Consider the following 12,299-nt stretch of genomic DNA (forward strand, 5'->3'; position numbering starts at 1 on the left):
AAACGAGAGTCAACCATGAGTGAAAATAAACAACCATTAACCGATTTATGTGACCGCTGTGCGGACATCGGCCCCTTTGTGCCGGCGCCGGACGACGATATGATCGTCTGCCGCTGCGAAGAAGTGACCAAAGGGGAGATCCGAAAGGCCGTTCACGCCGGCCTCTGGACCATCGCGGAGATTCGGCGCTACCTGCGCTGCGGCATGGGCCTCTGTCAGGGGCAGACCTGCAGCAAGCTGGTGAAGGGCATTGTCGCCAGAGAACTCGGCGTCTCCCCGGCGCTGCTCGAGCCCGCAACGTCGAGAGCGCCAATGCGCCCCACTGAAATGCAGATCATCGCCACAGAAAGCGAGGTGAATTTCTAATGAAAACAACAGCAGACGTCATCGTGGTGGGTGCCGGCATCATCGGCAACGCCATCGCGTATTACACCGCAAAGAAAGGCCACTCGGTCATTGTATTGGAAAAAAGCGCCATCATCGGCGACGGCGGCTCCAGCCGAAACGGCGGCGGCGTGCGCCAGTCCGGCCGCGACGCGCGGGAATTGCCCCTCGCGATGTACGGCATTGAAAATCTCTGGCCGAGCCTGTCCGACGAGCTCGGGTACGACGTGGAATACGTGAAAAAAGGCAACCTGCGTCTTGGAAAAACGCCGGAACATCTGAAAATTCTGGAAGGGCTGGCAAAAGTCGGCCAAAGCTGCGGCCTCGACATGCGCATGATCGACGGCAAGGAAGTCCGGGCGATCAACCCTTACATGTCCGATGAAGTGGTCGGCGCAAGCTGGTGCCCCACCGACGGCCATGCCAATCCGCTGAAAGCGACCCTCGCCTTTTACATGAAAGCGCGGGAACTGGGCGTGCAGTATTATACCGAAACCGGTGTGACTGGTCTCAAGAAGAAAGCCGGCAAGCTCAAAATCGTCGAAACCGACAAAGGCATTTTTGAAGGGGATACGGTCATTCTGGCCTGCGGCATCGGAGCACGGCCCATCGCGAGCCAAATCGGCATCGACGTCCCGATGAAACCCGTTTTAATCGAGGCCCTCGTCACCGAACAGGAACCGGAAATGTTCCCGCAGATGCTCGGAACGGCGGAAGCCGATTTCTACGGCCACCAGACCGCTCACGGTTCTTTCGTTTTCGGCGGCTCCTCCGGTCTTGAAGACGTCAACGGCGACAACGGCACACCGGTGACCCATTCGATCACCGCGCCGTGTATCTGCCGCGGGATCATCAAATACATGCCGCGGCTCGCCAATGCCAAAATCGTGCGCACCTGGGCCGGATGGATGGATCACGTCGTCGACGGTGTCCCCGTCATCGACCGGGTCGACGAAGTGCCGGGCCTCATCCTGGCCTGCGGCTTCAGCGGCCACGGCTTCGGCATCGCTCCGTCTGTCGGGATGACCGTCTCTGAACTGGTCGACGGACCGGACACGACGATCGATATTTCCGGGCTGACCTACGACCGGTTCAAGGCAAAAGCTTAATGGCCTCGGATGCTAACAATTGATGAATTTGCTCTCGTAATGGCTGTTGACGATCTGATCCCGATATTTTTTCGGGGTCAGGCTCGTCGCTGCCTTGAAATAGCGCGTCATCTGTGACTGGTCGTAATACCCGCAGGTCTGTGCCAAATCCACCATCTTGACCGAATGACCGTGGGTCAGCTGCGACAGCGTGTACTGAAAGCGGATGGCCTGACTGAATTGCTTGGGACTGATGCCCATCCTTCGGCTGAAAGCTTTATCGATGTAGCGCGTACTGTATTGCAGGTGATCGGCCAGATCGTCCATGCGGATGCAGCCCTTCGATTGAACGATCCCCTGAATGATGGCATCTACGAGCAAATTTTGCTCCCTGTCTTTTTCTTCTTCGATGTGATTTTCCATCGCCCGAATCAAAAGATCCGCGCGCATTCCTGTAAAGCGGCTCTGCATCAATTGCGCTTCCAATTTGCGGTCTCTCATGCAGTCGTCGAGGGGAATCACCTGGGCGAGAAAGTCCTTGAATTTTCCGTCAATAAACGGCGGCAGCACCCCGGGATCGAAACGAACGCCAAAATAAAAATGGCCTGGCTCTGTTTCCAGAACATCATGGCTCGGCACCGGCCCCATGACCTTCGCGCGCACATCGTCTTTATAAAAATCAAACTGAATGTCAATGGAACCGTCGGGCACCCCGATGGTTTTGCATCGCGTGGGATTCGGGGTGTAGGCATAAGTCTGCGTAATCCCCGCCCGATGCACCCGCTTCACAAAATACGCGTCGGTACTCAGCGCAAAAAAAGGTTGAATGGCCATACCATCGTCCTCTCTATCTTTTCATTTTATTGATTTATCGCACAAATAAAAAAAGAACGCAAAAATTCGCTAAAGCGCCTCTTTGCGTTCTTTTTATATTATAATATGCTTTTTATTTTTGTGCAATGCTCTTAATAAAATTACGAACGGCTGTATTTTGCTTCAATCGCGGAAATTTTGTCCAGCCGTCTCTGGTGACGCCCACCTTCAAATTCGGTGGTCATCCAAACCCTAAGAATATCCTTGGCCAGTTCGTCGCCCACTACCCGGGCACCCAGGGCCAAAACGTTGGCATTGTTGTGTTTGCGGGTCATCATCGCCATATATTCGTTGGTGCAAAGCGCCGCACGCACGCCCGGCACTTTATTCGCCGAAATGCTGATGCCGATGCCCGTCCCGCAGATGACAATGCCCCGGTCCGCTGCGCCAGAAACGACCGTTTCGCCGACTTTCTGGCCATAATCCGGATAATCGACCGAATCTGTTCCGTCGCAGCCGCAATCGATGACTTCGACCTGGTAATTGTTCTTTAATTCTTCAATGAACTTCTGCTTAAGCTCGTATCCGCCGTGGTCCGATCCAATCGCAATTTTCATATTATCTTCTCCAATCGTGAAATGATTCTTTTTTTATTTTATCATATTTTCACAATTCTGAACGTATCGGTTTTTATTTTAACATAAGTAAATATTATTCGGTTTGAAAATCCGGATCGTGCGCTTCATCCGCTTCTTTTTCAATGGCGTCGATCATCGCCATATCTTCCGGCGCAATTTCAAAGTCGAAGAGCTTTGTGTTTTCCGTGATGTGCTGGGAACTTAAAGCCTTGGGCAGCGGAATCACCCGGTGCTGCAGCACCCACCTGAGGATCAGCTGCGCCGGCGTGACGGCGTAACGATTCGCCCGCTCGACGATAAGGGGATTGCCAACGATCGTGCCCTTCCCGAGGGGGCGCCAGCCTTCGACCACGATGTCGTGACCCATACAGAAATCGATGGTCGCCTGCTGATCCAGTCCCGGATGAAACTGAATCTGATCCACCATCGGAACCACTTCCGTGTCCATCAAGGCCTTCAAATGCGCCGGCTTAAAATTGGAAACGCCGATCGCCTTCACGCGTCCCGACTTGTACAGCTCAATGAGCGCTTTCCAGGTATCGACGTTGACGGCTTCCCAGTCGTCTGAAAGTGCAGACACCATCGGCCAGTGGATCAAATATAAATCGAGAACGTCGAGCTTCAAATCGGCCATCGTTTTGTCAAAGGCGCGCATGGTATTGTCGTAGCCCCGGTCTGTTTTCCAAACCTTGCTTGTGATGAATAATTCATCCCGTTCCATTTCGTATTTCTCCAGTGCGCGGCGAATGCCTTCGCCGACGTGGATCTCATTATGATAATAAGCCGCACCGTCAATCAAGCGATAGCCCGCACCGACTGCCGCATCGATTGCGTCGATGACGCGTTCATCGTCTGGCATTTGGTACATGCCGAATCCAAGACAGGGAATCGTTGTCCCGTTTCTCAGCGTCACGCGGTCCGATGCACTTTTAAGCTGCATACTTGCCTCCCTTTGTAAATGTTCATGATCTTTATCTTTATTTTACCTTAATTATCTTAAACTTGTTTGATTCTGGACGGCCGATTGACAATGTAAATGCCCAGCGAGACACAGATCAGCGCCAAAAGCGCCGGCCAGCCGAGCGCCTGATTCTTTTCGCCGAGCAGCCACGCCGACAGAAATACCCCGGCCACAGGCGTCACGAAGAAATAAATCTGCACTTTCGAGACGGGGTTGTGCGCCAAAAGCAGGGCCCAAAGCCCGTAGGCCACAGCGGAAACCAGTGCCAGATAAATCAAAATGCCAATTCCCTGCATCGTGACCGCACCGAATCGGCCGCCTACAATCCATCCAGCCGCCGTCAAAATTAAACCGCCGAAAAAGAACTGCCATCCGCTGAGCAGATAGGGGGCTTCCCGGCTGCCGAACTGTCTGAGAAGCGCCGCTGAAACCGACGACGCGATCGTCGAAAGAATCATAAACCCATCCCCCAGAACCGAAAAGGACGCGCCTGCGTGCAGTCCTGAAAGATTCACCAGCAGAATACCGAGAAAACCAATGGCGCAGCCGGCGAGCTTTCTTGCGGTGAGCTGCTCCTGCTTGAAAATCAGGCACGCCACGAGAATGGCCCAGAAAGTGCCGGTGCCGTTAATGATTGATCCGCGCACACCGGATAAATGGGCGAGGCTGACGTAAAACAGCGTATACTGCAAAATGGTTTGAAACAGTGCCAGCCAGGCCATACAGGGCAGGGCGCTGCGCTTCGGCAAAAAACTCCCTTTAAAAATCCCCTTGCCGATCACCACGGTTAAAATGCCCGCAAGGGTAAAGCGCAGGCCGGCGAACAAAATCTGATCGGCTGTCCCGCCGATGGAAAGAAAGCGGTAGCCGAGCTTGATCATGGAAAAAGCCGACCCCCAAAGCAGGCAGGCGATCAGCGCCAGGGCGAACACGATCGTCCCCCGGGTCAGCGGATCTTTGGAATGCATTGATTGTGACACGACATCCTCTTTTCTAGTCTCGATTCAAAAATCATGCCGGCGATTGAGCGCTCCCGCACCTGACAAATCCGCCATGATTTGAAATTTACACGCACATCGGCGCGTCCTTGTGCTAAAATGGTTGCGGTTTTATTTTATCATTTTTTAATACAGAAAGGAAATTATGTAATGGAAAACAAAACTGAAAAAATGAATCCGACACGCCAGCTCGTGTACGCAGCGGTGTTTATCGCCTTGTCTTTTGTCGGCGCGAATATCAAAATCATGGGATCGATCGCCTTTGATTCACTGCCGGCTTTTATTTCCGTGCTGGTTCTCGGCGCGCCTTGGGGCTTTGCCATCGGCTTTCTGGCCCATATTCTGACAGCCGCCACCTCGGGCTTTCCGCTTTCGCTGCCCGTTCACCTAATTAACGGCGTCATGATGGGTGTCACCATGGTGGCTTTCTACTGGAGCACCAAGGCCTTGCTCGACCACCGCGTCAACAGCATCGCCGCCTATGTCGTCGGCTGCATCGTCGCGGTGATTTTCAACGTGCCCATCGCACTGCTGGCCACCTCACCGCTGATGACCTTCAAGGTTGCCATGGCGCTCGTCCCGGTGCTGATCCCTGCGGCCTTCGCCAATGTCATCATCGCCTGCGTCATCTACCGCTTTCTGCCGAAGGGCATGCAGCGGCTGACACCTCCGGGGAAATAAGATGACCGGCAACGTCTTTCGCTACCGGGACTTGTGTATGACGCCCGTTCCCGGCGGCACCATTGTCCTCGCCGCTGACAGCTGCGCCGCCACCGGCGAAAAAGCGGGCGACACCTTGAAGTGTCCGCCTTATCACTGCGGGCGGGTCTCGGCGCGGGTCGTGCTCTTCGAGCTGCTCTGTGTCGGCGCCGAGGTGCTCATGGTCGCCGACGGGGTCTGCAGCGAGATGGACCCGACCGGCCTGGGCATCATCAAAGGCTTTCACGACGAGATGAAGCTCGCGGGCCTTTCGCCGGAACGCCTCACTGGCTCGACTGAAGAAAATTTTGCCACGTCGATGACCGGCGTTGGTACGGCTGCCGTTGGGTATTTCCCGGGAAATTTTAAACTCCCCGTCTGCCACGCCGGAGATCTATTGATCAGCGTCGGCAAGCCCGCCGTCGGTCTCGCCTTCCTCCACCAGGATGCGCCGATCGCGACCTACGATTCAATCAAAACGCTTTCTCACGATCCCGACGTGCACGAGCTGGTGCCTGTCGGCTCCCACGGTATCGCCTGGGAAGCGCGCAACACGGCGGCGCTTCACCAATTGACGGCTGAACTCGACGAAACCTGCGGCCTCGATCTCAACCAGTCCGGCGGGCCGTCGTCCTGTATTCTGGCCGCGATGACCCGATCCGCCTATCAGCGCCACAAAGATCACTTGATACTGACTCCTGTCGGGCGTTTCATTTAATCTTGTTATTTTGAAACCATCCACGTGTCAAAGGCGTTGTTTTCTCTGTACAAAAAAGCGTCGAACTGAGAACTCAGCTCGGCGCTTTGCTTTATTAAACCTGGTCCGCCCTCTCCCCGCTGCCTGGAGATTGATCTTTGAGCAGCTGCGGCATTTTAAATAATCATACACGCATCCCCTCACGGCCATCGATACAAAAATATGACTCCTTCAAAAAAAGGGGAGGATTTCCATTCCGGCGGCTGGTCGCCGAAAACCTCGGCGAAAGCCGAGGAAAGAGGATCCTATCCTCTACTCTGTTATACTGTACTCTTTTATACTGTTCTTTACTTTACTATGTGTATTTTTCGGAGAAAAATTCCATAAAACTTATATCTCGGTGCGGCGCCCGACCCCGTTTAATTTTTAATGGCGTCATTTTCCGCCTTCATCGCTTTTCGAGAAACGCCTTCATCCCCTCGATGTGTTTTTCGCCGACAACCCGGCCCTGGGCGTAAACCCGGCGCAAATCGTCGGGATTGTGACAAATGCTGCCGATCTTCAGCGGGAAATCGGGCATCACGACGTAGGCGCTGCCCTCAGACTCGCGCCTTCGCACGTAGGCGCGCTGTTTGTTGTAGAAATCGTGGCGGACGTCGAGGGCTTTCACCATTTTCGGGTATTTCCGGCCGAATCGCATCCGCAGGTACGGCATGGTTTTATTGTGCTTTTTGATGTATGCCGCCGGCTGGGTCAGGATGACGACGTTGCGGTTGTAGCCCATGTCCTCAAAAGCCTTGAGGGGAATGGAATCCGAGATGCCGCCGTCCAGATACAGGTGGCCGTCCAGCGCCACCGGTGTCGAGAATACCGGCATGGACGCCGACGCCCGCATCCATGCCAGGCTCTCCTGCGCGTCGTCGCAGCGGTGATAAACCGGCAGACCGCTTTCAATATCGGTCACCACCGCATAAAAAGCCGTCGGATTTTCATTGTAAGCTTTTTTGTCAAAGACGTCCAGCTCGTCGGGCAGCACGCGGTAACAGAAATCCGCACCGTAAAGATCGCCGGTCTTAAACAGCGAGCGGAAGCTGCAGTACCGCGGATCCTTACACAGCGCGACATTGTAGCGAATTGTCCTCCCCGGCTGGCGGGATTTATAGTTGCAGCCGAAGGTCGCGCCGGCCGAAACGCCGATAATGCCGTCAAATTCGATGCCGTTTTCCATCATCACGTCGGTGACGCCGGCGGTGAACATCCCGCGCATCGCCCCGCCTTCCAAAACCAGACCGGTTTGTTTATCCGGCTTGTTTAAATTTTTTACGGATTCATTTTCTTCCATACAACACCCCTGATCACGATTCAATAAGATGCTGAATGACATCGCGCTTGCCGAGAATCAAGATGGTGTCTTTCTGTTCGAGAATCGTCCCCGGCGTCACCGCTGTATCCAAACTATTTTTGCGTTTGATGGCCAAAATGTTGATGCCGTAGCGCTTGCGCGTGTCCAAGGCGCTGACCGTCTTGCCGGCCCAGTCCTTGGGCACAGAAATTTCGTAAATGGCGTGATCGTGGTCCAATTCGAAATAATCGATGATGTTGTCCGAGCTCGAGCGAATGGCGATCCACTCCGCCAGCTGCCGTTCGGGGAAGGCGATGGAATCCGCCCCGTTGCGCAACAAAAATTTAGCTTGAATGTCTGAGCAGGCTCTCGAAATGATATAGTTTGCGCCCAATTCCCTGAGCAGGTCCGTGGTTTCCAATGACGCTTGGAAATCGTCGCCAATGGCCACGATGCATGTATCAAAATTTCGGATGCCAAGGGAGGCGAGAAAGTCCGGATCGGTGCTGTCGCCGATCAGAGCACTGGTGACCATCGGCAGCACTTTGTTCACCCGATCTTCGTCGTGATCCACCGCCATGACTTCCTGGCCCACTTCGTTCAGCCGCATCGCAATATGGCGTCCGAAGCGTCCCAATCCAATTAATAAAATCGATTTTACTTTCATGTTCAATCTCCTATTCCCTTAACCGACTGTCAAATCTTCTTTGGGCAGACGCGAATGGTAAATCTTAGGCCCTGACGACAAGGCAAAGAATATCGTCAGACCGCCGACCCGTCCAAAATACATCAGCAAAACCAGCACGGTCCGCGAAATAAGTGACAAATGCGGGGTAATGCCGAGGGTCAATCCGACTGTTCCAATGGCCGAGGCTGCTTCAAACAAGCACGTCGTGATGGGAATATTTTCCACAGACGAAATGATAAAGCCGCCGATCAAAAACAGAATGATGTACATCATCAGAATCGCACCCGCACGACGCACCGTATCTTCGGGAATGTTGCGCCCGAAAAAATGAATGTTGCCGGATTGGGCGAAAACCGAAAGGGCTTCTGCGATCATGACCGCAAAGGTTGTGGTCTTCATCCCGCCGGCCGTCGATCCGGGCGAGCCGCCGATGAGCTGCAAAATCGTCAGAATTGACACGCCGGTATCGTTAAAACGGGTGAGGTCGACGGAGTTGAAGCCTGCTGTTCTCGGCGTCACCGCCTGGAAAAAGGCCGCCATCCATTTGGCTCCTTCTGTCTTCGGCAGCGCCTGCGCCTGGAAAAAGAAAAAGTACAGCGTCGGGATGACGATCAAAAACGCCGTCGTCGTCAGTGCCACTTTGCTCTGCAGACGGTATCGCTTAAAGTGCCATTTGTGCTTGACCACATCGTTCCAGACGATAAAGCCGATCCCGCCGACGATGATCAAAAGCGCAATGGTGATGGAAATGGCCGGGTTGCTTACAAACTCCGTGATGGAGCTGTATTTCTGGTGCACACCCATCAAATCGAAGCCTGCGTTGCAAAAGGCAGAGATCGAATGGAACACCGCGTACCAAATGCCCTTGCCGACGCCGAATTCCCGAATAAAGGTCGGCGCCATCACCGCCGCGCCGATGCCTTCGATCAAGACTGTCCCTTTTATGATAAAACCCGTCAGCCGAATAATGCCGCCGACCTGCGGCGCTGAAATCGAATCCTGCATAAAAGAGCGCTGCATCAGGCCGATGCGCCGCCCCGAAACGATAAAAATCGACATGGCCATGGTCACCACTCCGAGGCCGCCGATTTGAATCAGCGCGATGATGACCGCCTGCCCGAAGGCCGTCCAATAAGTGCCGGTGTCCTGGACGATCAACCCCGTCACACACACCGCCGAGGTGGACGTAAACAAGGTATCGGCAAAACTGGCGTGTCCGGGGCCGCGGGTGGCGATCGGCAGCATCAGAAGCAGGGCGCCGGCTAAAATCACCGCGGCAAAGCCAATGGTGATGAGCCGAGCGGACGACAAGCGCTTGCGCAGCTTCCCCGGATCAGAAAAATCATTAATTGAAAGCAGTTCCATTTTTGTACGCTATTTTTTCAAAATTGATTTGAGATTGTTTTGAATCGCTGCCGCTACGTCCGGCTTGTTCATTGAGTAAACGTGCACGTGGTTGATGCCGTTGGCAAACAAATCGACGATCTGTTCTGTCGCGTAGGCAATGCCGGCTTCGTAAATCGAGGCCGGATCATCCCGGAAATGGTCGACAATGTTCAAGAAGGACTGCGGCATAAAGGCGCCGGAAAGATCGACGATGCGGCTGATCTGCGCGGCATTGGTCACCGGCATGATCCCGGCGACAATCGGCACGTTGATGCCCGCTTCTCGAATTTTATACATAAAATTGTAGAACAAATCATTGTCAAAGAACATCTGCGTCGTCAAAAATTCGCAGCCTCGATCCACTTTTTCTTTCAGATGGCCGATGTCGTCCTTTTGGCGGGCCGATTCCGGATGGCCTTCCGGGTAGCAGGCGCCGCCAATACAGAAATCGGCGTCAAAGTGGTGAATTTCATCGATGAGCTCCGAGGCGTGGCGATATTCCCCGGGAACGTAATCTTTTGGCAAATCTCCACGCAATGCCAAAATGTTTTCGATCCCCGCCGCTTTTAAAGCTGAAAGCTGGGAATGGATGGTCGCCTGGTCACTGGACACACAGGTCAGATGCGCTAACGGCGTGACGTTCATGGCCTTGATTTTTTTCGCGATGTCGACGGTGTACTGGCTCGTGCCGCCGCCGGCGCCGTAGGTGACGCTCATGTAAGCCGGGTTAAGTTTGGCAATCCCCTTGACGGCTTCCATGATCGGCTCAAACCGCGCTTCCGTCTTCGGTGGGAACACTTCGAAAGATAACATCGGTCGGTCAATTTTTAATTGTTCACTGAGTTTCATTTTAATCTCTCCTTATCGCTTTTGCCAGCGTTCAACGAAGGCAGCAATGGCCTTCCCATCTTCGAGTCCTTTGTGATAAAGCTTTTCGCCAGCTTCCGGGTCCGTCCCCAATGTTTTCATGCCGGCGATGGAATCCGGTGCGACGATCAGCACCCTGCCCTGTTTTTCGAGTTCGAGGGCCTTCCGCAAATCGCGGTTATATGTCAGGGCGCGGCGCGCGTACACTTTAGCGGCTTCCGGATAGCGGTGCTTCAGAATTTTTGACAGCGCCGCGTCTGTCGACGTCTTTCTGAAAAAGTCCTTCGGACGCGTCAGAATTAAAACCACCGCGTCCGCCCCGTCGTCAAAGGCTTTCTGAATCGGAATCGGATTAGAGATGGCCCCGTCGAAATACAGATGCTTTCCAACAGGCGCCGGCCGTGTAAACACCGGAACGGAACAGCTGGCAATGATCACCTGGTACTGATCCTGTGCAAAGTCCGCCTTTGTGAAATAATGGGGAAATCCCGTTTCCGCTTCTGTCGCGATGACCGTACAGGGGGCCGGATTCGCCATCATGGCCGGATAGTCCAGGGGATATTCGCCGTCAGAATTGGATAACGTTTCGTACACATAGTGCAGATCGATGAAGGCGTGTGCTTTCATCAGCACTTTGAAACTTTTATATTCTTTTCTTAAACAGTACTCGCTGTAGTAAACGTAATTGCGGCCGCGCTGCCCCGCTAGATAAGAGGTGACATTGGCCGACCCGGCGGAGATGCCGTACGTCATATCGAACCGGACGTTGTCGTCAAGGCAGGTGTCGAAGACCCCAGCGCCGTAGATGCCCCGCTGGCCGCCGCCGACGTCGATAACCGCGACTTTCCCCGCTTTGTTGTGTTTAATTTCGCTCATCGTATTCTCCTTATTCTTGTAAAGAATGGATTGCTCAAAAAGCTCTGTTCATCATAGCACAAAACAATTTGTCCGGTTCAATTTCTTTTATCAATCTTTATTTGTAATCGATGCGAGAAATTCCCGGGTCCTTTCGTTCTTCGGATGATTGAAAATGTCGTCCGGCGTGCCTTCTTCAAGAATGATCCCGTCATTCATAAACAAAATTTTGTTCGCGACCGAACGGGCAAATCCCATTTCGTGGGTAACGACGATCATCGTCATCTTCGCCTTGGCCAAATCGCCCATGACCTTCAGCACTTCGCCGGTGAGCTCCGGATCCAGCGCCGATGTCGGTTCGTCAAATAGCATGATATCCGGGTTCATCATCAACGCCCGGGCAATGGCGACGCGCTGTTTTTCACCGCCGGAAAGGGTCGATGGCATGGCGTCGATACGGTCGCTCAAACCAACTTCTTCCAGAAGCTTTTTCGTGTCAGCTTCGATCCGACCCTTGTCTTCCTTGGCCACGATTTTCGGCGCGAGCTGTAGGTTCTTTTTAACGGATAGATGCGGAAACAAGTTAAAATGCTGGAACACCACACCCATGCGGGAAATAATTTTCTTCACTTCTGCCGGCGGCGCCTGAACGCCGTCTTTGACCAGAGCCTTGTCTTCGATCATGATCGTGCCGCCGTCGGCCTGTTCCAAATCGATCAGACAGCGCAGCAGCGTCGATTTTCCGGAGCCCGATGACCCGATAATGGCCACGACGTCGCCCTGTTCCACTTCAAAGTTGATATTTCTCAGCACGTGATTGTCGCCGAAACGTTTGTCCAGTGACGTCACGCGAATCATAGTTTTGCTCATGGTTTTCCCTCTC

14 protein-coding genes are annotated in these 12,299 nt (G+C 53.6%); 4 read left to right on the forward strand and 10 right to left on the reverse strand.

Annotation, left to right across the window (positions count from 1 at the left end; all coding sequences use genetic code 11):
• The first annotated feature begins 15 nt into the window (after positions 1 to 15).
• Positions 16 to 366 (forward strand): (2Fe-2S)-binding protein, encoded by a 351-nt coding sequence (locus FYJ52_RS04800; RefSeq protein WP_154576124.1) that lies wholly within the window; start codon positions 16 to 18, stop codon positions 364 to 366.
• The gene (locus FYJ52_RS04805; protein WP_154576125.1) at positions 366 to 1,493 is read left to right on the forward strand and encodes an NAD(P)/FAD-dependent oxidoreductase; all 1,128 of its coding nucleotides are present in this window, start codon (positions 366 to 368) and stop codon (positions 1,491 to 1,493) included. Before FYJ52_RS04800 ends, FYJ52_RS04805 begins: the two co-directional genes overlap by 1 nt.
• Positions 1,494 to 1,505: 12 nt before the next feature.
• On the opposite strand, the gene FYJ52_RS04810 is transcribed toward FYJ52_RS04805, so the two are convergent.
• The 4 genes from FYJ52_RS04810 to FYJ52_RS04825 all read right to left on the reverse strand — a co-directional run bounded on the left by FYJ52_RS04810 (position 1,506) and on the right by FYJ52_RS04825 (position 4,864).
• Complete coding sequence (locus FYJ52_RS04810) at positions 1,506 to 2,306, reverse strand: AraC family transcriptional regulator (protein WP_154576126.1); 801 nt, start codon at positions 2,304 to 2,306, stop codon at positions 1,506 to 1,508.
• Positions 2,307 to 2,446: 140 nt separating this feature from the next.
• On the reverse strand, positions 2,447 to 2,902 hold the full coding sequence (gene rpiB, locus FYJ52_RS04815; protein ID WP_154576127.1) for a ribose 5-phosphate isomerase B: 456 nt from the start codon (positions 2,900 to 2,902) through the stop codon (positions 2,447 to 2,449).
• A 94-nt stretch (positions 2,903 to 2,996) separates the two neighbouring features.
• Positions 2,997 to 3,863: an aldo/keto reductase gene (locus FYJ52_RS04820; RefSeq protein WP_154576128.1), complete on the reverse strand. Its 867-nt coding sequence runs from the start codon at positions 3,861 to 3,863 to the stop codon at positions 2,997 to 2,999.
• A gap of 56 nt (positions 3,864 to 3,919) precedes the next feature.
• Complete coding sequence (locus FYJ52_RS04825) at positions 3,920 to 4,864, reverse strand: DMT family transporter (protein WP_328598765.1); 945 nt, start codon at positions 4,862 to 4,864, stop codon at positions 3,920 to 3,922.
• A 168-nt stretch (positions 4,865 to 5,032) separates the two neighbouring features.
• Here FYJ52_RS04825 and FYJ52_RS04830 point away from each other — a divergent pair, with 168 nt between their 5' ends.
• Positions 5,033 to 5,563, forward strand: coding sequence for an ECF transporter S component (locus tag FYJ52_RS04830; RefSeq protein ID WP_235901542.1), 531 nt, complete (start codon positions 5,033 to 5,035; stop codon positions 5,561 to 5,563).
• A 1-nt stretch (position 5,564) separates the two neighbouring features.
• Positions 5,565 to 6,299: an alpha-ribazole-5-phosphate synthase gene (locus FYJ52_RS04835; protein WP_154576129.1), complete on the forward strand. Its 735-nt coding sequence runs from the start codon at positions 5,565 to 5,567 to the stop codon at positions 6,297 to 6,299.
• Between the two features lie 427 nt (positions 6,300 to 6,726).
• Here FYJ52_RS04835 and FYJ52_RS04840 read toward each other — a convergent pair whose 3' ends face one another.
• From FYJ52_RS04840 to FYJ52_RS04865, 6 genes are all read right to left on the reverse strand, one after another.
• Entirely contained in the window at positions 6,727 to 7,620 is an 894-nt protein-coding gene (locus tag FYJ52_RS04840) for a patatin-like phospholipase family protein (RefSeq protein ID WP_154576130.1), read from the reverse strand.
• A gap of 13 nt (positions 7,621 to 7,633) precedes the next feature.
• On the reverse strand, positions 7,634 to 8,287 hold the full coding sequence (locus FYJ52_RS04845) for a potassium channel family protein (protein WP_154576131.1): 654 nt from the start codon (positions 8,285 to 8,287) through the stop codon (positions 7,634 to 7,636).
• 18 nt (positions 8,288 to 8,305) lie between these two features.
• A complete protein-coding gene (locus FYJ52_RS04850; RefSeq protein ID WP_154576132.1) occupies positions 8,306 to 9,673 on the reverse strand; it encodes a TrkH family potassium uptake protein in 1,368 nt (455 codons plus the stop codon).
• A gap of 9 nt (positions 9,674 to 9,682) precedes the next feature.
• Entirely contained in the window at positions 9,683 to 10,543 is an 861-nt protein-coding gene (metF, locus tag FYJ52_RS04855) for a methylenetetrahydrofolate reductase [NAD(P)H] (protein ID WP_154576133.1), read from the reverse strand.
• Between the two features lie 12 nt (positions 10,544 to 10,555).
• Positions 10,556 to 11,437, reverse strand: coding sequence for a patatin-like phospholipase family protein (locus FYJ52_RS04860; RefSeq protein ID WP_154576134.1), 882 nt, complete (start codon positions 11,435 to 11,437; stop codon positions 10,556 to 10,558).
• A gap of 90 nt (positions 11,438 to 11,527) precedes the next feature.
• Entirely contained in the window at positions 11,528 to 12,286 is a 759-nt protein-coding gene (locus FYJ52_RS04865) for an amino acid ABC transporter ATP-binding protein (RefSeq protein WP_328598766.1), read from the reverse strand.
• Between the last annotated feature and the right edge of the window lie 13 nt (positions 12,287 to 12,299).

It is taken from the genome of Pseudoramibacter porci (assembly GCF_009696145.1).
Classification (GTDB): Bacteria; Bacillota; Clostridia; order Eubacteriales; family Eubacteriaceae; genus Pseudoramibacter; species Pseudoramibacter porci.